Genomic DNA, 24,611 nt, shown 5'->3' with positions numbered 1-24,611 from the left:
TCGCAGAACACGCCGGCACCCTCACTGGGCACACGGCGCGTCCTGCGATCTCGCTTCGGTCAGACGGGCGCGCCGGGCGACACCGTCAGACGGACGGGTGAGTCGGGCGGGCCCGGGGCGCTACTTCTTGGCGCTGAGCTGCTCGATGATCGCCTTCGCGACGTCGTGCATCGTCAGTCGGCGGTCCATGCTCGCCTTCTGGATCCAGCGGAATGCCTCGGGCTCGGTGAGGCCCATCTTCTCGTTGAGGAGGCCCTTGGCGCGGTCGACGAGCTTCCGGGTCTCGAACCGCTCCACCAGGTCGGCGACCTCGGACTCGAGGGTGATGATCTGCTGGTACCGGGAGAGGGCGATCTCGATCGCGGGGAGCAAGTCGTTCGGCGTGAACGGCTTGACGACGTAGGCGAGGGCACCGGCCTCGGTCGCCCGTTCGACGAGCTCCTTCTGGCTGAACGCGGTGAGGAGCACGACGGGTGCGATGTGGTTCTTGGAGAGGCGCTCCGCGGCGGAGATGCCGTCGAGCTGGGGCATCTTGACGTCCATGATGACGAGGTCCGGGCGGAGGTCCGTGGCCAGGGCGACCGCGGTCTCGCCATCTCCGGCTTCCCCCACGACGTCGAAGCCGTTGTCCCGGAGGATCTCGACGATGTCGAGGCGGATGAGCGACTCGTCCTCCGCGACGACGACTCGGCGGGGGGCGGTGGCTGTTGCGTCTGTGTCACTCACACTGGAACCCTACTATGCGTCGGCCTGGTGGCTGCCGGGTGGGCTGGTGGATGCTGCCGGGCCGGACTGCCCCGCATGCCGCGCAGGTTCGGCACGACTGCAGTACGAGTGGCGGGACTCGAACCCGCATGCCGTGAGGCAGAGCATTTTGAGTGCCCCGTGTCTGCCGATTCCACCACACTCGCGCGGCTGCCAGAGTACCGCACCTCCTCCCGGCCGCTCTCCGGCTCCTTCCCCGCCGAGGATGCAGTAATTCGGAGTGGGTCGGCATCGGCACCCGGGGATCCTGCATTCTCGTCGGGACCGGGACGGGCGCCGGCGGGCCCGGGGCCGGTCAGTCCCGGTGGTGGTCGTCGGTGTCGTCGACGAGCAGCTCGTCCGCCCGGTAGTCGCCGTCGCGGACGCCCGCCCTGGCGATCATGTGCGTCGACACCGGCACGAGGAACAGCTGGAACGCCATGACCGGGACGACCACCCAGAACGCCGTCCAGGTCCCCACCGCCACGACGATCGCCGCGAGCGCACATGCGAGCCCGAGCACCTGCGGCTTCGCCATCGCGTGCAGGCGCGCGAGCGGGTCGAGGAACCGGACGATCCCGATCCCGGCGGACAGCGACAGCAGTGCCGCGACGAGGAGCAGCCCGAGGGCGATCCACGCACGCACGCCGATCGCGTCGAGATGTGCGGTCAGGTCGGTCACTGGTCCTCGCTCCCCTCGGGGTCGGACGTCGGGGTGATGACCCGGGCGACGGCCACGGTCGCGAACACGCTCGTCGCGCTGATCACGACGAGCACCGGGATGACCGTCAGCTCGCCGCGGACCACCTCGACCGCGGCGAGCACGACGAGCACCGTGGTGAGCACGATGTCGGACCCGATCATCCGGTCGATCAGGGTCGGGCCGCGGAGGATGCGGAACACCGCCAGGGCGAGTGCCGCCGTCAGGAGCACCCCGACGGTCACGAGCAGCGCGGTCATCGGATCGCCTCCAGGTCCTCCGTCGAGCCGAGCGCGCGGATCACTCGCGCCTCGAGTGCGAGCGCGGACCGCCGGGCCGCAGTCACCGCGGCTTCGTCCGGGGTGTCCAGCACGTGCAGCAGGATCCGGCGGCGGGCGAGGTCGACCTCGACCACGTACGACCCGGGCACCAGCGAGATCGCCAGCACCGAGATGGTGAACGTCATGTCGGAGTGCGTCCGGAGCGGCACGAGCACCATCGAGCTCCGCGGGGCCCCTCGGCGTCGAACGGCGATCCACGACACCTGGAACGACGCGACCACGACCTGCACGACGAACACCGCGAGGAGCACGACCAGCCGGAACGGGTCGAGTCTGGACGACAACGGGATGGGTGGCAGCGGCAGGAGCTGCGTCACGAGCACGGCCAGCACGACCCCGGTCAGCAGGGTCAGGGGTGTCCACGATCCCCAGAGCATCGCCCAGAGGACGACGAGCCCGAGGACGAGCGGCACCTCGTAGCGCCACGAGAACGCGGGACGTCGTCGGCCAGTCCCGGAGGTGCGGTCCGTGTCGGGGCGGTCCGTGTCGGGGCGGTCCGTCATCGCGCACCCCCGTCCGTCCCGAGCACCGCGGTGACGTACGCGACCGGCGACTCGAGACCCTCCGCCGCCCGGGTCGCGTACCCCATCAGCGGCCCGGCGAAGACCGTCAGCGCGAGTGTCGCGCCGACCATGGTGACCGTCACACCGACGAGCATCCGCGGCAGCCGGACGTGCTCCGGCGCCGCCAGTCCCTCCGACGCCGTGGTCGTGGCGGCCGTCGCGGTCGCGACCGACGTCGCACCGACGTCGCCCACCGACTCCGGACTGGAGGCCCGCCCCGAGTCCGCCCCGCCGCGCTCGGCCGCGAACGCGGCGGTGTCCGGCACCAGGTCGGCGTGCGGCGCGGACGGCAGCGCCGACCGACGAGGCCGCCAGAACGCTGCGTCCCACACCCGCATGAGCGCGTACAGCGTCAGGAGCGAGGTGAGCGACCCGACGCCGATCAGCACGGAGGCCAGCACGCCGCCCTGCTCGGCCGCGGCCCGGAACAGCGCGACCTTCCCGATGAACCCGGAGAACGGCGGGATCCCACCGAGGTTGAGCGCCGGGATGAAGTACAGGAAGCCGAGGAGCGGAGACGCCTTGAGGAGTCCGGCGAGCCGCCGGGTGGAGGTCGACCCGCCGGTGCGCTCGATGAGCCCCGAGGCGAGGAACAGCGTGGTCTGGACGAGGATGTGGTGCACCGTGTAGAACACCGCGGCAGCCGTCCCCGCGACGGTCCCGAGGCCGATGCCCATGATCATGTAGCCGATGTGGCTGACGAGCGTGAACGACAGCAGTCGCTTGACGTCTGTCTGGGACACCGCCCCGAGCACCCCGACGAACATCGTCAGCGCCGCGACGACCATGAGCACCGGGTTCAGCGTGTCCGACGGGAACACGACAGTCTCGAGCCGGATGATCGCGTACACGCCCACCTTGGTGAGGAGGCCCGCGAAGACCGCGGTGACCGGTGCCGGCGCGGTCGGGTACGAGTCCGGGAGCCAGAACGCGAGCGGGAACACCGCCGCCTTGATCCCGAACCCGATCAGGAGCATCGAGTGCAGGAGGAGCTGCGTGCCGAGCGGGAGCTCCGCGACGCGCTGGCTGATCTGCGCGAGGTTCACCGTCCCGGTGGCGCCGTAGACGAGCCCGATCGCGGTGAGGAAGATCGCGGAGGACACCAGGCTCGTGATGATGTACGTGGTCCCGGCGCGGACCCGTGTCGCGCTCCCGCCGACCGTGATCAGCACGAAGCTCGCGACCAGGAGCATCTCGAACCCGACGTACAGGTTGAAGAGGTCGCCCGCGATGAAGCTGTTCAGCACCCCGGCCGCGAGCACGAGGTAGGTCGGGTAGTAGATCGTCACCGGGGCATCGGCGTCGTCGTCCGCGAGGCCCTGCCCGACGGAGTACAGCAGGACTGCGAGGAGCACCGCGGCCGACACCAGCAGGAGCAGGGCGCTCAGTCGGTCGACGACGAGCGAGATGCCGTACGGGGCCGCCCACCCGCCGACCTGCATGACGAGCGTCCCGTCGCGGTCGACGACCACGAGCAGCACGGCGGCGATCACCACGACGAGTGCGAGCACCGACACGGTGACGACACGCTGGACGCCGCGGTGTCGGACGAGCCCGAGGGCGACCGCAGCGCCGAGCAGCGGCAGGAGGACGAGCAGCGGGACGAGGACGGTCATCGAGCGGCTCCGTTCGTCGCGTCGGCCTCGTCGACCCCGTCGGCCTCGTCCAGGTCGTCCACCTCGTCGGGGCGGAGTCGCCCGATCGCGACGTCCTCCTCGTCGAGGTCGACCTCGTCACGGCGGGACAGGCTCCACGACCGGTAGATGAGCGCGAGGAGGAACGCGCTCACCGCGAAGGTGATGACGATCGCGGTGAGCCCGAACGCCTGCGGCAGCGGGTCGGTCATGCCGTCCGGGCCGTCGCCGATCGGCGGACCGCCGGCGGCACCGGTCATGACGAGGAGCAGGAGGTTCACGGCGTTCCCGAGGAGCAGGAACCCGAGCAGCATGCGCGTCAGACTCCGCTCGAGGAGCAGGTAGACGCCGCACGAGAACAGCACGGCCATCGCGATGACGAGGATCAGGCTGATGGTCACGGTGCGCTCCGTTCCGTCGCCGGAGCCCCGGCGCCGCGGCGCTCCGCACGACCCTGCCGGTCGACCTCGGCGCCGAGGCTCCGCAGCACGTCGAGCACGAGGCCGACCACGATGAGGTACACGCCGACGTCGAAGAACGTCGCCGTCACGAACTCGACGTGTCCGAGGACCGGCACCGTGGCCTCGAGGAAGGTGCTCTCGAGCGCGTCCTGTCCGGCGAACAGCGGCACGACCGCGGTCGTCGCCGCCGTGGCGAGCCCGAGTCCGAGCAGCCGACCCGCGCGGACCGGCGCCGCGGCCCCGAGCTCCGCCGCGCCACCGGCGAGGTACCGGCCGACGAGGGCGATCCCCGCGACGAGCCCGCCGGCGAACCCGCCCCCGATCAGGTTGTGCCCCGCGAACAGCAGGTACACCGACAGGACGACCATCCCGTGGAACAGGAGCCGCACCACGACGTCGAGGAGCGCCGACCGTCCGGTCGGGAGCGCGTCGGACGTCGGCAGCCACACCCTCGGGCCGCCGCCGTCCCGGTCCCGCTCGCCGGCGGCGGTCGCACCGGCCTGGTCGCCGACCCGGGACCGGTTCCCGCGGAGCCGGGGCAGCGTGTCCTCACGCGACTTGACGAACACCAGGCTCGCGACGCCCGTGGCTGCAGCGACGACGACGCTCAGCTCTCCCATGGTGTCCCAGCCGCGGAGGTCGACGAGTGCGACGTTCACGACGTTCTGGCCGTGGCCGAACGAACTCGTCAGGGCCGGTATCTCCGTCCAGATCGGGTCAGCGGTCCGACTCGAGGCCACGACCACCACGACGACCGCCAGGACCAGACCGCACGCAGCCGCGAACAGCGCCCGACCGACCCGGAACCGCGACGGGTTGGCCTCCGCGATCCGCGGCGGCAGGCGCCGGAGCACGAGGACGAACGCGACGAGGGTCACCGTCTCCACCACGAGCTGCGTCAGCGCGAGGTCGTAGGCGCCCTGGACGACGAACAGCACGGACATGCCGTACCCGGTCACGCCGACCAGGAGCGCCGCGGCGAACCGGGTCCGGGCGGTGAGCACACCGATCGCCGCGACCGCCATCACGACGACGGTCGGGAGCTGTGCCCACGAGTCCTGGAACCGCAGGTGGACCGCCCACGGGCCGCCGAGCACGAGGTTGGCGACGGCCGCCGCCACCATCACGGACAGGATCACGGTCAGGTAGTACGGCAGCGATCCGCGCTGGACGTTGGCGGTGACGAGGGCGGCGCCCCGGTCAAGCCCGCGCATCGCCGCGCGGTAGGTGCCGGACGCGGTCGGCAGGCTCGGACGCGACGGGGCCGTCGCACGACCGGACATGACCGGGAGGCGCGGTACGACCCCGACGGTCGCCGCGCGGGTGCGCAGACGGGCGAGTCCGGCGACCAGCGCGGCCCCGCCGACGAGGGTCACCGCCGACAGGGCGAGCGCCGGTTCGAGTCCGTGCCAGAGCGCGAGGTGCGCGACCTCGCCGTCGGCCGACAGACCGTGTCCGACCGGCTCGAGGAACTGGCCGACGGCGGCGATCGCGGCGCCCAGCACGAGGCCCGCGACCGCGAGGAGCCCGGGCACGGGCAGCAGTGGGCGGAGGTCGTGCGGGTGGGTCGCGGGGACACCGGGCCGCGACCAGAACGCGCCCCAGAAGAACCGGACGCTGTAGGCGACGGTCAGCACGGAACCGATGACGACCCCGACCAGCGCGACCCAGGCCCAGGCCGACGACGGTCCGGCGGTGGCGTCGAGCAGTCCGGTGAGCAGGGCTTCCTTGCCGACGAACCCGATGGTCGGCGGGAGTCCGGACATCGAGGCGAGTGCCAGCAGCGCGATGACCGCGAGGACCGGGGCGCGTCGGCCGAGACCGCTCAGCCTCCGGAGGTCGCGTGTCCCGGTGGCGTGGTCGATCGCGCCCACCGTGAGGAACAGCGTCGCCTTGAAGCACGCATGGCCGAGGAGCAGCACGATCGCACCGATCGCGACGGCCTCGCTCCCCCACCCCGCGGCGGTGACCAGGAACCCGAGCTGCGCGACCGTCCCGTAGGCGAGGAGCAGCTTGAGGTCGGTCTGCCGGAGCGCGAGGACGCCACCGACGAGCATGCCGGTGATGCCGAGCACGACGATCGTGCCGCGCCACCCGGGGACCTCGGCGAACCCCGGCGCCAGCCGTGCGACGAGGTAGATCCCGGCCTTCACCATCGCCGCGGCGTGCAGGTACGCGCTCACCGGGGTGGGTGCCGCCATCGCGGACGGCAACCAGAAGTGGAACGGGACGATGGCGGACTTCGACAGCGCGCCGGCGAGGACGAGCAGCACCGCGACGGTCACGAGCGCTCCCGACAGGTGTCCGTCCTCCGCGGCGGCGACGATGCCGGAGAGCCGACCGGTCCCGGCCCGGACGGAGAGCAGGACGAGGCCGGCGAGCATCGCCAGGCCGCCGAAGGTCGTCACGACGAGCGCCTGCATCGCCGCGACGCGGGCTGCCCGTCGTGCGGGGTCGTGACCGATGAGCAGGTACGAGAAGACCGTCGTGCCCTCCCAGAACACGAACAGCAGGAAGACGTCGTCGGCCACGACCAGCCCGTACATCGACCCGGCGAACGCGACGAAGACCCCGGCGAACCGGGCGAGTGCCGGCTCGCCGTCGGCGAAGTACCGGACGCAGTAGAGCAGGACGAGGGCACCGACGCCGGTGACGACGAGGGTCAGCACCCACGACAACGGGTCGAGCCGGAACGCGAGGTCGATGCCGAGCTCGGGGATCCACGGCACGACGGTCGACACCCCGCCCGCGAACACGCGCGGGGTCTGCACCAGCGCGAGCACGAACGCCGCGGCCGGCACCAGGGCTGCGACGGCGAAGGCACGCGTCCCGAGCACGTGGACGAGCGTCGGCACGACGACGGCCGCCACGGCGAAGGACGCGAGGACGACGAGCAGGGGTGACCTCCGGGGGATCGGGTCGACGGGGTCGGCGAGAGCACGGGATCGTGGCTGAGCACACGGTGCGTGACGTGTGTGCCGGTTCTCAGGATACCGAACGGGCGTCGGCGCGTCCTGCGTGAACCTGGGAGCCGGAGCCCGGACCGACCTCAGGCGCCGTCCGCGAGCCGGTAGCCGGCGTCGTGCAGCGCGTGCTCGGTCACCAGCAGGCCCTCGTCCGGGAGCGCGCCGGTGATGTCGACCGTCCGGGCCGCGTAGACGTCCTCGCGCGCGGCACGGCCGTCCGCCAGCAGTCGTTCGACGACGATGACGGCGTCGCACTCGTTGCGGTAGGTCCCGAGTTCGAGCATGCGGTCACGTCCTCTCCGTCTGGTCGTCGTGGTCGTCGTCCGCCCATTCGTCGCGGAGCACGATCGCGCTTGGTACGTCTCCGGCGTCCGCGCGGAACCCGCCGGCCGGTCAGGACCCAGTGTGGGTCACGAGCGGTCCGTCGCCTCGTAGTGACGCGCACCCCCGCGGACACCCGCGAACCGGAACGGGCCCGTCGTCACGCGAGGCCGCTCGACGTCGCCGCTCCCGGTCCAGGTCGTCTCGTGCAGCTGGCGGTACGTCTCGACGTCGACTGCGACCCGCGCATCGAGCATCCGCGCGGTCCGTTCCCGCTCCGGGGCCCGCAGCGCGCGGTAGCCGGGTCGGACGACCCCGGTGAAGAACTCGCCGACGCTCCCGGAGCCGTAGCTGAACAGCCCGATGCGTCGGTCGGCGAGGTCGTCGTCGAGGTCGAGCAGGGCGGCCAGCGCGAAGTACAGCGACGCCGTGTAGGTGTTGCCCGCACGGCGGTTGTACGTGAACCCCGTCGCGAGGTCGGCGTCGGCGAACGACGACCCGGTGTGCTGCCCGAGCTTCCGGTGCGCCTTGAGCGCCATCTTCGTGAAGGGCTGGTGGTGCACGAACCGGTCGATGTCGCCGATCGCCGGGCCGCCACGCTGCTGCAGGTCCTCCCACGCGCCGAGGAACGCGTTGAGGTAGGCGCTCACCGAGAGCCGGCCGTCGACGAGCGCGGTGGTCCGGTCGTTCGGGCGCCAGAAGTCGTCGACGTCGCTCGAGAACAGGCCCGAGGTCGGTTCGATGACGACGAGCGACGGGTCCGCCGTGACGAGCATCGCGACCGCGCCGGCGCCCTGCGTGGCCTCGGCCGCCGTGTCGAGGTCGTACCGGGCGACGTCGGACGCGATCACGAGCACCCGCTCGCGTGGGTCGCGTGCCACCATGCCGAGCGCGGCCTGGAGCGCGGCCGTCCCCGAGTAGCAGGCTTGCTTGAGCTCGACGACGCGCGACGACTGCGGGAGACCGAGCAGCCCGTGCACGAACATCCCGGCGCTCTTCGACTGGTCGATCCCGGACTCCGTGGCGAGGAACACCGTCCGGATGCCCTCCGTGCCGGTCCGCGCGAGGAGCGCCCGCGCCGCCGCAGCCGCGAGCGTCACGACGTCCTCGTCCGCGGCCGGCAGGCTGAACGTGTCCTGCCCGAGCCCGACGTGGTACTTCGCCGGGTCGACGCCGCCGTGCCGCGCGAGGTCGTCGAGGTCGACCACGTGGTGCCCCGTCGCGATCGCCAGGTCGTCGATGCCGACGGTCAGCGACGCGACCGTCTGCGTGCCGGATCCGGTCTGCGTGCTCATGCGCGCCTCCCGTCCGCCCGTCGCTCGAGCCGGACGTGGGCCGCCATCAGCTCGCCGGGGTTCGTCTGCGCGGCGAGGAGCGAGAGCTCGCCGCACAGCACGGTCGCTGCGCCGAGCGCGGCGAGCCGCCGTGCGTTCGCACCGGGGTCCCGTGGCTCGCGGACGCCGAGCCGCTCGAGGGCGGCTTCCACGACGGGCAGGTCCTTGCCGTTCCCGACCGTGCCCACGATGAGGTGCGGCAGGGTGCAGGCGAAGTACAGGTCGCCTCCCCGGTCCTCCGCGGTCGTGATCCCCTGGGAGCCCTCGACGATGTTGGCGGCGTCCTGGCCGGTCGCGAGGTAGAAGCCGAGGAGCATGTTCGCGTAGTGGGCGTTCGCCGAGCGGAGCGCGCCCGCGATCGTCGACCCGATCAGGTTCTTGGCCGTGTTCAGCTCGACGATCCGCTCGGTGGTGGAACGGAGACGACGTTCGACGAGCTCGCCGGGGACGGTCAGCTCCGCGACGACGCTCCGCCCACGGCCGAGGATGCCGTTCACCGCGGTGGCCTTCTTGTCCGAGCAGTAGTTGCCGGAGATCGACAGGTACGACAGCTCCGGGTGCCACTCGAGGATGCGGTCGAGGAGTGCGTCGGACGCCTGGGTGACCATGTTGTGCCCGGAGGCGTCCCCGGTCGTGAACGCGAACCGGACGAAGAGCAACCCGCCGACGATCTCCGGGTGGATCTCGATGAGCGTCGCGAAGCGGCTCTGCCCGGCGACCACGGCGGCGAGCTCGTCGAACCGGGCGACGACGTCGCGCGACGCGGCGAGGGCGTCGGCGGCGCCGGTGGCGCGGAGCAGCACGGACCGGGTCATCCGCTCGTCGACGACGGTCGCGACGATGCCACCCTCGATCTGTCGGGAGAGCAGCGCACCACGGGCGACGGACGGCCACAGCGGGGTCTCGTACGTCGCGAGCGGGACCTCGTGCTCGCCCTCGACGGCGTTGCCGCTGATCCGGATCGGCCCGACCCACTTGGTCGGCATGGGTGTCTCGGTCACTGCGCTGCTCACCGGGTGGTCCTCTCGACGGGGTCGGCTTCCGCCGGGTGCACGGACACGCTGAGGTGCCGGATGTCATGGGCCTCCCACGCACGGAGGATGCGCTTCGGGTCGATCTCCTTCGGTACCAGCACGATGCCGCAGTCGCCACCGCCCGCGCCGGACGGCTTCGCCGCGGCGCCCTCGGCCTCGGCGACGTCGCAGAGCGTCGCGAGGCGCGGGGTCTCGATCGAGGACCCGACGGCCGTCCCGAGGCGCTGCAGGATGCCACGGGCGCGCGTGATCGCACCGGTCGCGCGGGTCGTGTCGCCGGACTGGAGGCCCGCGACCAGGTCGTCGACGCAGCTCCGGCTCGCGTCGAGGAACGCCGCGTACTGCGTCGCGTCGTCGTCCCGGTGGCGGTGCACGACGTCGACGAGCCGGGAGGTCGACGCGGGCGAACCGGTCCACCCGACGAGCAGCCGCAGGTGTTCGGGCGGCGCGAGCTGCGTGACCGAGAAGCCGTCCCAGTGGTCGCCGTCGAGGACCTCGGACACCGGCCGATCGGCGATCAGCCGGCTGAGGGCCGCGCGGTCCGGCGCGCTGTAGCGGATCCACCCGCCGTAGGTGCTCGCCGCGAGGTCGCCGCCGGACGCCGTCGGGTTCACCTGCACGGTCGCGAGCAGTGCGACGCCGAACCGCTCGCGACGGGTCAGGCCGAGCCGGTAGAAGGCGTCGAGGGCACCGACGGTCGCCACGACCACCGCGGCCGACGACCCGAGGCCGAACTTCCGACCGCTCGCGTCGTCGAGCTCGCTCGTGATCCGGAGGTCCGAGAACCGCGGCGCGACGCCTCGTTCCTCGCGGAGCCGCTCGACGAGGTCGACGACCGCCATCACGTAGTCGTAGGGGTGGTGTTCCCGGTCGATCGTCAGTCCGGACTCGTCGCGGGTCCAGACGAGGGGCAGCTGACCGTACTCGTCGGAGTGGACGCTGCCGGCGTGCTCCGCGGCGGTGAGCCGGACGGTGATGAACCGGTCGAGCGCGACGAGCACCGACGGCTGCCCGGGCTCCACGACGGCGTACTCCCCCGCGATGAACAGCTTGCCCGGGGCGCGGACCTCGATGGCGGCGGAGCTCGTCCCGGCGGTCACCGCGCCGCCGCCACGGTCTCGTCGACGATGTGTGCGCCCGGTCCGGTGCCGGACGCGATCACGCTGCCGTACGCGGCGAGTTCGTCGGCGACCCGGTCGCGGTCCTCCGGGCGACAGAGCACGACGACGTTCGGGCCGGCGTCGGCGGTCGCGTACGCCTCGACGCCGACGGCGCGCAACCCGATGACGGCGTCGAACACCGCGATGCTCGCCGCCGTGAGGTACCGGATGGGCGGCTCGGCGCCCTGGATCGTCGCGTGCATCCGGAGCGCGTTGCTCTCGGTGATCTCGCCGACGCGGGTGAAGTCGCCGGCGGCGCACGCTGCGAGCATCGCCGGCACGGTGGCGGTCGTCGACGTCACCCACGCCGGGTAGAACGGCGACGTCGCGGTCGTGCGGCGCATGGCCTCGCGGCTCGAGACGGCCTTCTCGGTGGCGTCGATCGTGACGACGACCATCGCCATCGGTGGCGCGGCCACGGGCTCGGCGAAGGACGACGCGTCGTCGTGGCCGGCGTGCCAGACCGCCACGCCACCGGGGATCGAGCGCGTCGCCGACCCGGAACCACGGCGCGCGAGCCGGCTGAGGGCCCGGGCGTCGAGGTCGAGCCCGTACGCACCGGCTGCGGCCGCGGCGAGAGCGGCGAACCCCGAGGCGCTCGAGGCCAACCCGGCCCCGGTCGGCACGGTGTTCTGCGAGACGACGCTCGCGCGGACCTCGCTGCCGGCGAGCTCGCGCACCAGGTCGAGGAAGCGGGTGACCCGCAGCAGCGATGCCCCGTCGTCGGCCGCACCGTTCAGGACGAACCGGTCACGCGCCTCCCGTCCGTCCGGAGCGCCGCCGTCCACCGTGACGGTCGTCGTGGTCGGGAACACGTCGAGCGTCATCGAGACGCTGCCGGTCGCGGGCAGCGCGAGCCGCTCGTCGGCCTTGCCCCAGTACTTCACCAGGGCGATGTTCGGGTGCGCGGTGGCGGTGGTCATGCGGAAGCTCCGATCCGGGTCGTCCAGGTGTCCGTCGCACCGGCGGCGCGGAGTGCGGCACCGACGGGCGCCACGGCCGCGTCGTCGGCCACGAGCACGAGCACGCACCCGCCACGACCACCGCCGGTGAGCTTCGCACCCAATGCACCCGCAGCGCGCGCCGCACCGACCAGTCGGTCGACGTCGGGGCTCGAGACGCCGAGCGTCGTGAGGAGGGTCTGCGCGTCGTCCATCGCGGCACCGAGGTGCTCGGCGCGGGTCAGGTGGACCTCGTCCACGTCGCCGAGCAACCGGGCGGCGGTCTCGGCGAGCCGGGTGATCCGTCCCACGACCTCCGCCACGAGGTCCGGCCGCCGGTCGGCGAGGGCGCGGACCGCGGCGACGGCCTCGCGGGTGTGGCCCGGGACACCGGTGTCCGCGACGACGAACGTGAACCGACCGTGCACGGGGAGGGCAGTCACGGTGCCGTGGTCGAACCACACCGGACCGTCGGCGACCACCGCGCGGGCGTCGAGGCCGCTCGCGGACCCGTGCGCGATCCGTTCGCACTCCTGCACGAGGGCGAACCGTTCGTCCGCGGTCAGCGTCGCGCCGAGGGCATCCGCGACCGCGCCGGCGACCGCCCCGGCGACGGCGGCGCTCGACCCGAGACCACGAGCGGTGGGCACGGCGCTGTCCACCCGGACGTGGAACCGTGGGGCGTCGGGGATGCCGGCGCCGTCTGCGCTGGCGGCGCCGGCGGCGTCTGCGTGGGCGGCGATGTCGGCGTCTGCGTGGGCGGCGACGTCGGCGGCGTCTGCGTCGGCGATGTCGGGGATGCCGAGGTGGCGGAGCGTCGCGCGGACGGCGGTCACCGTCGGCAGGACGGCGGACGGGGCCGTGTCGAGCGGGCCCGTGTGGACGCTCGACTGCAGCCGGTGGCCGTCCGTGACGGGATCGCTCGTCGGGATCGGGGTCGCGACGGCCTCGACGACGAGGTCCGTGACGGGCAGCGCCAACGCCGGGGCGCCGTAGAGCACGGTGTGCTCGCCGAACAGGATCGCCTTGCCGTGGGTCGACGAACGTCCGACGCTGGTCGGTGCCGGCCGGTCGTCGAGTGCCGGTGCGGCATCACTGGTGTGGAGGTCGTTCGTCATCAGGGGTTCGGCAACCCGGTCTTCTCCGTCGGTCCGGCAGGTGCCGTGCAGGGAGCGGGTCCCGGTCGACGATACCCGGGACGGAGGACAGCCGTTGCACGCTGGGACCTGCCTGGGGATCGGTTCCGGCCGATCGGTAGCGTCCCCCCATGGATTCCCGCGCCGTCCGCACGTTCCGGCTGTTCGTCATCGTCACGGCGGCGGTCGGGATCGTCCTCGGCGTCACGGCGATCGTGTGGCCCCGTCCGGCACTCGTCCTCGTCGCGATCGTCTTCGGCGTGTATCTCGTCGTCGCGGGCGTGCTCCGTGTCGTCGCCGCCCTGAACGGCCGCGGTGCATCCGGCACGTGGCGCTGGGTGTCCGGTGTCGTCGGCGTGCTCGTCGCGATCGGCGGACTCGTGTGCCTCCTCGACCCGGCTGCGCCCCTCCTCGTCCTCGCGCTGCTCGCGGGGATCGGGTTCATCGTCGAGGGGATCGCCGCCCTCGTCGGCGCGTTCGTCGGGCATCCGGGGTCGTCGCGTGTGCCGGCGGTCGTCAGCGGGGTGCTGTCGCTCGTCGTCGGGATCGCGGTGCTCGTCGCTCCGGGTGTCGCGCTGACCGTGTTCGTCGTCGTGGCCGGGATCGCGCTCGTCGTCGTCGGGATCGCGGCCCTGCTGCTCCTGCCCGCGCGGGCTGCGGCGCGGCGCTGACGCGAGGTCCCACCGCGGGTCGGTGCGGGGCGGGGCGGGGCGGTCGGCGCGGTGCGGTCGGCGCGGGGCGGGTGGCGCGGGGCGGGTGGGTGGCGCTGCCGCGGAAGCGACATCACGCCCGTTCCGCGACGTCGCTTCCCGCGGACAATGTCGCCTCATGCACGGTCATGAAGCGACATCACGCCCGTTCCACGACGCCGCCCGGTACGACCGACGTCGCCCGATGCACGGTCATGAAGCGACATCCCGCCCGTTCCGCGACACCGCCCGGCACGACCGATGTCGCCCGATGCACGGTCATGAAGCGACATCAGGCGGGTTTCGCGACGTCGCACATCCCGCGCAATGTCGCTCGATGCACCCGCAGACGATGCATGGTCATGAAGCGACATCACGCGGGTTCAGCGACGTCGCTTCCCGCGGATAATGTCGCCTGAGGGTCAGACGCCGGTGGTGCCGAACAACAGCCCGAGCACGTAGGTCACCGCAGCCGCACCGAACCCGATCGCGAGCTGCCGGAGCGCCCGCTTGCCGGGACTCGCGCCGGAGAGCACGCCGACCACCGAGCCGGAGACGAGCAACGCGATCCCGACGAGCACCGCGGCGATCGTCAGCGCCGTCCACCCGCCGAGGCCGAACAGGTACGGCACGATCGGGATGATCGCACCCGAGGCGAAGAACAGGAAGCTGGAGATCGCCGCGTTCATGCCGGTGCCGATCGCCTCGTGGTCGTCGGCGGCCTCGGGCTCGGCCACCTGCCGCAGGCCGGCGAGGACCTCCTGCGCGTGCGCCGCCGCGGCAGCCTCGTCCATCCCACGGGCGCGGTACACCAGGGCCAACTCGTTCGCGTCGACGTCGAGGTCGACCACCGCGCGACCGGCGTCCGGATGCGGTGCCGACGCCTCGAGGAGCTCACGCTGCGACCGCACCGAGACGTACTCCCCGGCGCCCATCGACAGCGCGCCCGCGAGGAGGCCGGCGATGCCGCTCAACAGGACGATGTTCCGGTCGGCACCCGATGCGCTGATGCCGATGATGAGCGCCAGGTTCGAGACGAGCCCGTCGTTCGCGCCGAAGATCGCCGCGCGGAACGTCCCCGAGAGTCGGAGTCGTCCACGGTTCGCCAGCCCCCGGACGACCTCGCCGTGGATGCGTTCGTCCGCCGCCATCGCGGCCGAGGCGTCGGCGTCGTCGGCGTAGGGCGAGCGGTCCTCGGCGCGCTGCATGAGCGCGAGGACGAACACCGACCCGAACCGCTTCGCGAGGCCCGCGAGGACACGGGTCCGGACGTCGCCGGCGAGCGGTCGACCGACGTCCTCGCCGAGGAGGTCGAGCCAGTGCTGCTGGTGCCGGCCCTCCGCGTCGGCGAGGGTCAAGAGGATGTCCCGCTCCTCGCCGACGCGGCGCCCGGCGAGGTTCCGGTACACCGACTCCTCGGCCCGCTCGTCGGCGAGGTACCGGCGCCACCGCCGGATGTCGGCGGGGTCCCGGTGACCTGCGGTCGTCGTGTTGGACATGCGCCGATCCTCCAGTCCGTGTCGGTCGGTCAGTTGCGGACGTAGGCCGGTGCGACCTCGGCGTGCGCGTCGCCGACGCGGTGTACCCGGAGGTCGTTCGTCGACCCGGGGATGCCGGGGGGCGAGCCGGCCGTGACGATCACCCGGTCGCCAGGGGCGGCGAGGCCGTTGCCGAGGAGGACGTCGTCCACCTGACCGAACAGCGCGTCGGTGTGCGTGACGGGGTCGACCAGGTACGAGCGGACGCCCCAGGTGAGCGCCATGCGACGGCGGGTGGACTCGTGCGGCGTGAGCGCGATGATCGGGAGGCCGTGGCGGAGCCGCGACATGCGTCGCGCGGAGTCGCCGGACTCGGTGAACACACAGAGGTAGGACGCCTCGGTGAACTCCGCGATCTCGACCGCGGCGAGGGTGATCGCACCACCGAGCGTGCGGGGCTTCGTGCCGAGCGGCGCGATCCGTTCCAGGCCGTGGTCCTCGGTCGACTCGACGATGCGAGCCATCGTCCGGACCGTCTGCACGGGGTACTCGCCGACGCTGGTCTCGCCGGAGAGCATCACGGCGTCCGCGCCGTCGAGGACCGCGTTCGCGACGTCCGATGTCTCGGCGCGCGTCGGGATCGGGCTGGAGATCATCGACTCGAGCATCTGCGTCGCGACGATGACCGGCTTCGCCATCCGGCGCGCGAGTTCGACGGCGCGCTTCTGGACGATCGGGACGGCCTCGAGCGGGAGCTCGACGCCGAGGTCGCCGCGGGCCACCATGATCGAGTCGAACGCGTCGATGATCTCCTCGAGCGCGTCCACCGCCTGGGGCTTCTCGATCTTGGCGATGACCGGGACCTTGATCCCCTCCTCGGCCATGATCTCGCGCGCACGGTCGACGTCGGCCGCGTTCCGCACGAACGACAGCGCGATGAGGTCGGCACCCTGACGGAGACCCCATCGGAGGTCGGCCTCGTCCTTCTCGGACAGCGCGGGCACGTTCACCGCGACGCCGGGCAGGTTGATGCCCTTGTTGTTCGAGACGGTCCCGCCGACGACGACCTCGGTGCGGACGCGCGTGCCGTCGGTGTCGAGGACGCGCAGGCGGACGCGGCCGTCGTCGATGAGCAGCGGGTCCCCGGGCTTGACGTCCTGCGGCAGCCCCTTGAACGTCGTCCCGCAGATCTCCTTGGACCCGGGGACGTCCTCGGTCGTGATGGTGAAGACGTCGCCGACCGCGAGGGTGTGCGGCCCGTCGGCGAACCGCGCGAGCCGGATCTTCGGGCCCTGGAGGTCGACGAGGATCGCGACGGGCTTGCCGAGGTCCGCTGCCGCGCGGCGGACGTTCTCGTAGTTGGCCTCGTGGACGCTGTAGTCACCGTGGCTGAGGTTCAGACGGGCGACGTCGACCCCGGCCTCGATGATCTGCTTGACGGTCTCGTAGTCCGAGGTGGCCGGTCCGAGCGTCGAAACGATCTTTGCGCGTCTCAATGGAATCCTTCGTGTGGTGGACATGGGTGCTCCTGCGGAAGGGGCCACCCGCAGCCTAGCGACTGCGAGTGGCCCCCCGGTGCACAGGACGGAGGAGCGCCGCGGATCAGGACGACCGCGCGGATCAGGACGGTCGCGCGGATCAGGACGACCGCAGGGATCAGATCGAGATCGCGCGGTCGGTCGCCTTGACCGGGGCGGGCAGGATCGTCGAGCCCTCGAGGTACGTGTCGACCTGCGCCGCGGCGGCCCGGCCCTCCGCGATCGCCCAGACGATGAGCGACTGCCCGCGCCCGGCGTCCCCCGCGACGAACACGCCGGGCTCGTTCGTGGTGTAGTCGGCACCCCGGTCGAGCGCCCCGCCGTCCGCGAACGGGAGCCCGAGCTGCGGCTCGATGGTGTCCCGTTCCGGCCCGGTGAACCCCATCGCGATGAGGACGAGGTCCGCCGGGATCTCCCGCTCGGTGCCGGCCTTCGGGACACGACGACCGTCGACGTACTCGGTCTCGGCCACACGGAGTGCCGTGACCTCGCCAGCGTCGTTCGACAGGAACTCCACGGTCGACGCGAGGAACGTGCGCTCCCCGCCCTCCTCGTGTGCGCTCGAGGTCTCGAACACCGTCGGGAACATCGGCCACGGCTGGTCGGCCGGACGCTCCGTGGGCGGCTGCTTGCCGATGGCCAGGTTCGTGACGCTGATCGCACCCTGCCGGTGGGCCGTACCGATGCAGTCGGCGCCGGTGTCGCCGCCACCGATGACGACGACGTGCTTGCCCTCGGCCGTGATCTGGTTGTCGACCGTGGTGCCGGCACCCGTCCGGTTCTGCTGGACGAGGTACTCCATCGCGAAGTGCACACCGGCCAGGTCGCGACCGGGGATCGCGAGGTCCCGCGGGACCGTCGCCCCGGTCGCGACCACGACGGCGTCGTACCGGCTCTTGAGGTCGTCCCACGTGATGTCGACGCCGATCTCGACGCCGGCGCGGAACCGGGTGCCCTCGGCCTGCATCTGCCCGAGCCGCATCTCGATCTGACGCTTCTCCATCTTGAAGTCCGGGATGCCGTACCGGAGCAGCCCGCCGATGCGGTCGTCGCGCTCGAAGACGGCGACGGTGTGGCCCGCCCGCGTCAGTTGCTGCGCGGCGGCGAGTCCGGCGGGTCCGGACCCGACGACGGCGACGGTCTTGCCGGTGAGGCGCTCCGGCGGGTGCGGGGTCACCCAGCCGTTCTGGAACGCCTGGTCGATGATCGACACCTCGACCTGCTTGATGGTCACCGGCGGCTGGTTGATGCCGAGCACGCAGGACGCCTCGCACGGCGCCGGGCAGAGCCGACCCGTGAACTCCGGGAAGTTGTTCGTGGCGTGGAGGCGCTCGATCGCCTGGCGTCCCTCGCCCCGCCACATCAGGTCGTTCCACTCCGGGATGAGGTTCCCGAGCGGGCAGCCCTGGTGGCAGAACGGCACGCCGCAGTCCATGCAGCGGCCGGCTTGGCGACGGAGCTGTCCGGACTCCTGCTGCTCGTAGACCTCTTTCCAGTCCATGAGCCGCACGGGGACGGGCCGTCGCTCCGGCAGTTCGCGTTCCTGGACCTTCAGGAACCCCTTCGGGTCAGCCATGGGCCGTCTCCGTTCCGTTGCGTGTCGAGGTGGCTGGCGTGGTGGGCCGGGAGGCGCGGGGGCGGCCCGCCCCGCGCGTCGCCTCAGCCACCGGTCACCTGCAGGATCCGGTTCCACACGACGTCGCCGTCGGGGTCGAGCCCCTCGTCGACTGCGTCCTGCCGGGTCTGCAGCACGGCCGCGTAGTCCCGCGGCAGCACCTTCACGAAGCCGTCGAGCTCCCGGTCGAGGTCCGCGAGGATCCCCGCGGCGAGCTCCGACCCGGTCTCCGCGGCGTGCCGCTCCAGCAGGTCGGTGACGATCGCGACGTCGGCGCTGTCGAGCGGGGACAGCTGCAGCTCCCCCGAGGCGAGTGCGTCGGCGTTGACGTCCTCGGACCGGAGCCCGCGGATGTACGCCGTCCCGCCGGACATGCCCGCGCCGAGGTTCCGGCCGGTCTCCCCGAGGATCACCGCGAGACCGCCCGTCATGTACTCGAGCGCATGGTCGCCGACCCCCTCGACCACGGCCGTCGCACCGGAGTTCCGGACGAGGAACCGTTCGCCGACGATGCCGCGGATGAACATCGAGCCCTGGGTCGCCCCGTACCCGATGACGTTCCCGGCGATCACGTTCTCCGCGGCGTCGAACCCGGCTCCCTCGGTCGGCGCGACGATGATCTCGCCGCCCGAGAGGCCCTTGCCGACGTAGTCGTTGCTGTCCCCGTACAACCGCAGCCGGATGCCGGCCGGGAGGAACGCGCCGAGCGACTGCCCGGCCGACCCGCGGAGCGTGATGTCGATCGCACCGGCCGGCAGCCCGTCCTCGCCGTACCGGACCGTGACCTCGTGGCCGAGCATCGTGCCGACGGCGCGCTCGGTGTTCCGGATCGGCAGGTCGAGCGAGACGGAACCACCGTGCTCCAGCACGTCCGCGGCCGCGCGGATGAGCTGGTTGTCGAAGTGCTCGTCGAGCTCGTGGTCCTGCGCGCGGGTGTTCCGCCGCGGCTCGTCCTCGGCGAACTCCGGGCCGTGGAGCACCGGTGCGAGGTCGAGCCCGGACGCCTTCCAGTGGTCGACGGCGCGGTCGACGTCGAGGACCTCGGTGTGACCGATCGCCTCTTCGAGGGACCGGAAGCCGAGCTCCGCGAGGTACTCCCGGACCTCCTGCGCGAGGAACTCGAAGAAGTTCACGACGAACTCGGGCTTGCCGGAGAACCGCGCGCGGAGCTCGGGGTTCTGCGTCGCGACCCCGACCGGGCAGGTGTCGAGGTGGCAGACGCGCATCAGGATGCAACCCTCGACCACGAGCGGCGCCGTGGCGAACCCGTACTCCTCGCCGCCGAGCAGCGCCGCGACGACGACGTCCCGCCCCGTCTTCATCTGGCCGTCGACCTGCACGACGACACGGTCGCGCATCTTGTTGAGCATCAGCGTCTGCTGGGTCTCGGCGAGGCCGATCTCCCACGGGGTCCCCGCGTGCTTCAGCGAGTTCAGCGGGCTCGCGCCGGTGCCACCGTCGTGGCCGGACACGAGCACGACGTCGGCGAGTGCCTTCGTCACGCCCGCGGCGACCGCGCCGATGCCGGACTGGCTGACGAGCTTGACGTGCACCCGAGCGGTCGGGTTCGCGCGCTTGACGTCGAAGATGAGCTGCTTGAGGTCCTCGATCGAGTAGATGTCGTGGTGCGGCGGGGGCGAGATGAGGCCGACGCCGGCCGTCGCGTGCCGGGTGCGGGCCACCCACGGGTAGACCTTCGTCGGCGGGAGCTGACCGCCCTCGCCGGGCTTCGCGCCCTGCGCCATCTTCAGCTGGATGTCGGTGGCGTGCGTCAGGTACATGCTCGTGACGCCGAACCGACCGGACGCGACCTGCTTGATCGCACTGCGGCGTTCGGGGTCGAGCAGTCGGTCGACGTCCTCCCCGCCCTCGCCCGTGTTCGAGCGCCCGCCGAGCCGGTTCATCGCGATCGCGAGCGTCTCGTGGGCTTCCTGCGAGATCGACCCGTAGCTCATCGCGCCGGTGTTGAACCGCTTGACGATCTCCTCGATCGGCTCGACCTCGTCGAGCGGCACCGCGGGGCGGAGGCCCGTGGTGAACCGGAACAGTCCGCGGAGGGTCATCAGCTGCTCGGCCTGGTCGTCGACCGCCTTCGAGTACTCGCGGAAGATGTCGTACCGCCGGGCGCGGGTGGCGTGCTGCAGCCGGAAGACCGTCTCCGGGTTGAACAGGTGCGGCGGACCCTCGCGGCGCCACTGGTACTCGCCGCCGGTCGCGAGGCGCTCGTGCACGACGACCGCGCCGTCCTGCGGGTAGGCGCTCGCGTGCCGGTCGGCGTTCTCCTTCGCGATGACGTCGATGTCGACACCGCCGAGGATCGACGACGTGCCCGTGAAGTACCGGTCGACGAACTCCTGGCGGAGCCCGACCGCCTCGAACGCCTGCGCGGCGGCGTAGCTCGACACCGTCGAGATGCCCATCTTGGACATGATCTTGAGCACGCCCTTGCCGAGTGCCCGGATCACGTTGCGGACCGCCTGCTCCGGGGTGATCCCGGTGATGACGCCGCTGCGGACGAGGATCTCGCAGGTCTCCATGGCGAGGTAGGGGTTGATCGCGGACGCGCCGTACCCAATCAGGGTCGCGACGTGGTGGACCTCGCGGACGTCGCCGGCCTCGAGGATCAGCCCGACCTTCATGCGCTGCTCGGTCCGGATGAGGTGGTGGTGCACGGCGGCGACCATGAGCAGGCTCGGCACCGGTGCGTACTCGGCGTTGCCGTCGCGGTCGGACAGCACGATGAACTGCTTCCCGGACTGGATCGCCTGGTCGACCTCGGCGAACATCTCGGTGATCCGCTGCTGCATGGACGCTTCGCCGTCGTCGACGCGGTAGAGCCCCCGGATGGTCACGGTGAGGTGTCGGCCGGACTCCGTCTCGAAGTGCTGGATCTTCGCGAGCTGGTCGTTGTCGATGACCGGGAAGTCGAGCACGATCTGCTTGGCGTGCTCGGGCGTCGCGTCGAGCAGGTTCCGTTCCGGGCCGAGTCCGAGCCCCATGCTCGTGACGACCTGCTCGCGGATCGAGTCGAGCGGCGGGTTCGTCACCTGGGCGAACTGCTGGGTGAAGTAGTCGAACAGGAGGCGCGGGCGTTCGGACAGGACGGCGATCGGCGTGTCGGACCCCATCGCACCGAGCGGCTCGGCGCCGGTCTGCGCCATCGGGCGCAGGAGGATGCGCACTTCCTCCTCCGTGTAGCCGAAGGCGCGCTGCCGACGCGTCACGGACGCCGGCGTGTGCACGATGTGCTCCCGCTCCGGCAGGTCCTTCAGGTTGATGCGGCCGGCCTCGAGCCACTCGGCCCACGGCCCGGAGCGGGCGAGGTCGCGCTTGACCTCGTCGTCCTCGATGATGCGTCCGGCCTCGGTGTCGACGAGGAACATCCGTCCGGGACGCAGCCGGCCCTTCCGCACGACCTTGGACGCCGGGACGTCGATGACCCCGGTCTCGCTCGCGAGGACGACGAGCCCCTCGTCGGTGACGAGGAAGCGTCCGGGTCGGAGGCCGTTGCGGTCGAGCGTGGCTCCGACGAACGAGCCGTCAGTGAACGTGATCGCGGCGGGGCCGTCCCACGGCTCCATGAGCATCGAGTGGTACTCGTAGAAGGCCCGGAGGTCCGGGTCCATGTCGGTGCGGTTCTCCCACGCCTCGGGCACCATCATCGACACGGCGTGCGGCAGGCTCCGTCCGCTCAGCGAGAGGAGCTCGACGACCTCGTCGAACGAGGCGGAGTCGCTCGCGGCGGGACTGACGATCGGCAGCAGCGGCCCGAGGTCGCCGAGGAGCTCGCTCTCGAGCTGCGACTGCCGCGCGCGCATCCAGTTGCGGTTCCCGCGGACGGTGTTGATCTCGCCGTTGTGCGCGATCATCCGGAACGGCTGCGCGAGCGGCCACGACGGGAACGTGTTCGTCGAGTACCGCGAGTGCACGATGGCGAGCTTCGACGCGAACCGCTCGTCGGACAGGTCGGGGTAGAACGGCTCGAGCTGGAGCGTCGTCACCATGCCCTTGTAGGTGACGGTCCGGCTCGACAGCGACATGAAGTAGACCTCGTTGTCGCGCTCGATCCGCTTGCGCGCGCGGTAGGTCTGCCGGTCGAGCGCGATGCCGTGCCAGGCGGCGCCGGTCTCGTCGTGCCGCTCGCTCGCGACGAAGAGCTGTTCGAACGCGGGCATCGCCGCACGGGCGAGCGTCCCGAGCTCCTCCGCGCGGACCGGGACCTCGCGCCAGCCGAGGACGCGGAGGCCCTCCTCGGCCACGACGGACTCGATGACCGACTTGACAGCGGCCCGGGTGGTCTCGTCGAGCGGCAGGTAGGCGGTGCCGACGGCGTACTCGCCCACCGCGGGCAGCGGGAAGTCGACGACCTCGCGGAGGAACGCGTCCGGGATCTGGCAGAGGATGCCCGCCCCGTCGCCGGTTCCCGCATCGGAGCCGACCGCACCGCGGTGCTCGAGGTTCCGCAGCGCTCCGAGCGCCGCGTCGACGATGTCGTGCCCGGCCGTGCCCCGGAGCGTCGCGACCATCGCGAGGCCGCAGGCGTCCTTCTCGTTCGCGGGGTCGTACATGCCGACCGCCGCCGGGACGGCACTGAAACGCTGGTGGGCGGGCAGGAGCCCGGGTGGCAGGAGCGCCATGGTGGGGAACCGTCCTCACGAGGAAGTGGAGCAGGGGCGTCGGTGCGGCGGTCTCGCTGCGGTCCGGTGCCGGTCCAGGGGTGCACCCCGTCCGGCCGGACGGAGCGGGTGCCCGTTCACGCCGACAGTGGAGGTGCGCTCTGACGGCATGCGTGGTGTCGGATCACTTGTGGTGACCCTACGACGGATGACCGACGTTCGGGGTGTCCCGACCGGGGTCGTCCGCAGACAGGGAGGTGCGGTGGGATCCCTGCCCGTGGTCGACGCGACTCACGCCGCGGTCCAGCAGATCCGTGCGGCTCCGATGGGCCGGACGGTGTCAGCTGCGGTCGGCGACGGTGGCGACCGGTTCCGGGTCCGCGGCGTCGACCGTGTCGTCGTCGTCGGAGTCCGTGTAGGTGTCCTGAGAGTCTACACCGGAGGATGCCCGCGGCTCGCGACCCGGCACGTACGCGCCGGGCTCCTTGCCCTTGTGCCGATGCGTCTGCACGATGAAGATCACGATCCCGAGCAGGACTGCCAGGAGCGCCGCGTACACGTTCGTCCGGATGCCGAAGAAGGTCTCGCTGGTGTCGACGCGGATCGATTCGAGGACCGAGCGTCCGATGCCGTACCAGATCAGGTACAGCGCGAGGACGCGGCCCCACTGGAGCCGGTACCGACGGTCGATGAGCACGATCACGACGAACCCGACGAGGTTCCAGATCATCTCGTACAGGAACGTCGGGTGGAAGAGCGTGCCGGCCGGCAGTCCGACCGGGTACGCGGGGTTGGTGCTCTCGATCTGCAGGCCCCACGGCAGGTTCGTCGGCATGCCGAACAGCTCGTGGTTGAAGTAGTTGCCGAGGCGGCCGAACGCCTGCGCGACGAGCATCGCCGGTGCCAGTGAGTCGAGGAACGTCGTGAACCGCAGCCCGACCTGACGACACCCGAACCAGGCGCCGACCGCGCCGAGGATGAGGGCGCCGAAGATCGCGAGCCCGCCCTCCCAGATGAAGAAGATCGAGAACGGGTTGATGCCCGGTCCGAAGTAGTCCCCGACGTGGGTGAACACGTGGAACAGCCGGCCCCCGATGATCCCGGCCGGGACCGTCCAGATCGCGATGTCGATGATGATCCACCGCTCGGCTCCGCGTCGGTTCAGGCGCATGTTCGTGATCACGACGGCCGCGACGATCCCGACGAGGATGCAGATGGCGTAGGCGTGGATCCGGAAATCGAGTCCGAGCGACCAGCCGAAGGTGGTGCGCAGCCAGTCCGTCAGGTCGAAGTACTGCCAGGCGGTGCTGGGGCTCGGGATGCTCAGGGGAAGCATGGAG

19 protein-coding genes and 1 tRNA gene are annotated in these 24,611 nt (G+C 71.7%); 1 reads left to right on the top strand and 19 read right to left on the bottom strand.

Annotated features, from left to right (window positions below; translation table 11 throughout):
- Window positions 1-120: 120 nt before the first annotated feature.
- From ACO0E0_RS11315 to mvk, 14 genes are all read right to left on the bottom strand, one after another.
- A complete protein-coding gene (locus ACO0E0_RS11315; RefSeq protein WP_422871509.1) occupies window positions 121-726 on the bottom strand; it encodes an ANTAR domain-containing response regulator in 606 nt (201 codons plus the stop codon).
- 103 nt (window positions 727-829) lie between these two features.
- Window positions 830-911, bottom strand: a tRNA-Leu gene (locus ACO0E0_RS11310).
- Between the two features lie 149 nt (window positions 912-1,060).
- Window positions 1,061-1,426 carry a cation:proton antiporter gene (locus ACO0E0_RS11305; protein WP_422871508.1) on the bottom strand — a complete coding sequence of 122 codons (366 nt, stop codon included), beginning with the start codon at window positions 1,424-1,426 and terminating at the stop codon, window positions 1,061-1,063.
- On the bottom strand, window positions 1,423-1,704 hold the full coding sequence (locus ACO0E0_RS11300; RefSeq protein WP_422871507.1) for an MrpF/PhaF family protein: 282 nt from the start codon (window positions 1,702-1,704) through the stop codon (window positions 1,423-1,425). The genes ACO0E0_RS11305 and ACO0E0_RS11300 overlap by 4 nt, the downstream gene beginning before the upstream one ends.
- Entirely contained in the window at window positions 1,701-2,288 is a 588-nt protein-coding gene (locus ACO0E0_RS11295) for a Na+/H+ antiporter subunit E (RefSeq protein WP_422871506.1), read from the bottom strand. The genes ACO0E0_RS11300 and ACO0E0_RS11295 overlap by 4 nt, the downstream gene beginning before the upstream one ends.
- Window positions 2,285-3,964: a Na+/H+ antiporter subunit D gene (locus ACO0E0_RS11290; protein WP_422871505.1), complete on the bottom strand. Its 1,680-nt coding sequence runs from the start codon at window positions 3,962-3,964 to the stop codon at window positions 2,285-2,287. Before ACO0E0_RS11290 ends, ACO0E0_RS11295 begins: the two co-directional genes overlap by 4 nt.
- The gene (locus ACO0E0_RS11285; RefSeq protein ID WP_422871504.1) at window positions 3,961-4,383 is read right to left on the bottom strand and encodes a Na(+)/H(+) antiporter subunit C; all 423 of its coding nucleotides are present in this window, start codon (window positions 4,381-4,383) and stop codon (window positions 3,961-3,963) included. Before ACO0E0_RS11285 ends, ACO0E0_RS11290 begins: the two co-directional genes overlap by 4 nt.
- Entirely contained in the window at window positions 4,380-7,340 is a 2,961-nt protein-coding gene (locus ACO0E0_RS11280; protein WP_422871620.1) for a Na+/H+ antiporter subunit A, read from the bottom strand. Before ACO0E0_RS11280 ends, ACO0E0_RS11285 begins: the two co-directional genes overlap by 4 nt.
- 152 nt (window positions 7,341-7,492) lie before the next feature.
- Window positions 7,493-7,693, bottom strand: a complete 201-nt coding sequence (locus tag ACO0E0_RS11275) for a hypothetical protein (protein WP_422871503.1) — start codon at window positions 7,691-7,693, stop codon at window positions 7,493-7,495.
- Window positions 7,694-7,819: 126 nt separating this feature from the next.
- The gene (locus ACO0E0_RS11270) at window positions 7,820-9,025 is read right to left on the bottom strand and encodes a hydroxymethylglutaryl-CoA synthase (RefSeq protein WP_422871502.1); all 1,206 of its coding nucleotides are present in this window, start codon (window positions 9,023-9,025) and stop codon (window positions 7,820-7,822) included.
- Complete coding sequence (locus ACO0E0_RS11265; RefSeq protein WP_422871501.1) at window positions 9,022-10,077, bottom strand: hydroxymethylglutaryl-CoA reductase; 1,056 nt, start codon at window positions 10,075-10,077, stop codon at window positions 9,022-9,024. The genes ACO0E0_RS11270 and ACO0E0_RS11265 overlap by 4 nt, the downstream gene beginning before the upstream one ends.
- Window positions 10,074-11,198: a phosphomevalonate kinase gene (locus ACO0E0_RS11260; protein WP_422871500.1), complete on the bottom strand. Its 1,125-nt coding sequence runs from the start codon at window positions 11,196-11,198 to the stop codon at window positions 10,074-10,076. The genes ACO0E0_RS11265 and ACO0E0_RS11260 overlap by 4 nt, the downstream gene beginning before the upstream one ends.
- Window positions 11,195-12,181, bottom strand: coding sequence for a diphosphomevalonate decarboxylase (gene mvaD, locus ACO0E0_RS11255; protein ID WP_422871499.1), 987 nt, complete (start codon window positions 12,179-12,181; stop codon window positions 11,195-11,197). The genes ACO0E0_RS11260 and mvaD overlap by 4 nt, the downstream gene beginning before the upstream one ends.
- A complete protein-coding gene (mvk, locus tag ACO0E0_RS11250; RefSeq protein WP_422871498.1) occupies window positions 12,178-13,317 on the bottom strand; it encodes a mevalonate kinase in 1,140 nt (379 codons plus the stop codon). Before mvk ends, mvaD begins: the two co-directional genes overlap by 4 nt.
- Before the next feature lie 149 nt (window positions 13,318-13,466).
- Between mvk and ACO0E0_RS11245 the strand changes: the two genes are divergently transcribed.
- The gene (locus ACO0E0_RS11245; protein WP_422871497.1) at window positions 13,467-14,006 is read left to right on the top strand and encodes an HdeD family acid-resistance protein; all 540 of its coding nucleotides are present in this window, start codon (window positions 13,467-13,469) and stop codon (window positions 14,004-14,006) included.
- Window positions 14,007-14,446: 440 nt separating this feature from the next.
- Here ACO0E0_RS11245 and ACO0E0_RS11240 read toward each other — a convergent pair whose 3' ends face one another.
- The 5 genes from ACO0E0_RS11240 to lgt all read right to left on the bottom strand — a co-directional run bounded on the left by ACO0E0_RS11240 (window position 14,447) and on the right by lgt (window position 24,607).
- Window positions 14,447-15,523: a VIT1/CCC1 transporter family protein gene (locus tag ACO0E0_RS11240; RefSeq protein ID WP_422871496.1), complete on the bottom strand. Its 1,077-nt coding sequence runs from the start codon at window positions 15,521-15,523 to the stop codon at window positions 14,447-14,449.
- A 29-nt stretch (window positions 15,524-15,552) separates the two neighbouring features.
- Complete coding sequence (pyk, locus tag ACO0E0_RS11235; RefSeq protein WP_422871619.1) at window positions 15,553-16,998, bottom strand: pyruvate kinase; 1,446 nt, start codon at window positions 16,996-16,998, stop codon at window positions 15,553-15,555.
- Between the two features lie 160 nt (window positions 16,999-17,158).
- Complete coding sequence (locus ACO0E0_RS11230) at window positions 17,159-18,616, bottom strand: glutamate synthase subunit beta (protein WP_422871495.1); 1,458 nt, start codon at window positions 18,614-18,616, stop codon at window positions 17,159-17,161.
- Window positions 18,617-18,699: 83 nt separating this feature from the next.
- Window positions 18,700-23,292: a glutamate synthase large subunit gene (gltB, locus tag ACO0E0_RS11225; protein ID WP_422871494.1), complete on the bottom strand. Its 4,593-nt coding sequence runs from the start codon at window positions 23,290-23,292 to the stop codon at window positions 18,700-18,702.
- A gap of 319 nt (window positions 23,293-23,611) precedes the next feature.
- Window positions 23,612-24,607, bottom strand: a complete 996-nt coding sequence (gene lgt / locus ACO0E0_RS11220; RefSeq protein ID WP_422871493.1) for a prolipoprotein diacylglyceryl transferase — start codon at window positions 24,605-24,607, stop codon at window positions 23,612-23,614.
- Between the last annotated feature and the right edge of the window lie 4 nt (window positions 24,608-24,611).

Source organism: Curtobacterium phyllosphaerae, from assembly GCF_049341865.1.
GTDB lineage: Bacteria > Actinomycetota > Actinomycetes > Actinomycetales > Microbacteriaceae > Curtobacterium > Curtobacterium phyllosphaerae.
The sequence above is the reverse complement of the archived record's forward strand: the minus strand, read 5'-3'. Positions and strand labels throughout refer to the sequence as shown.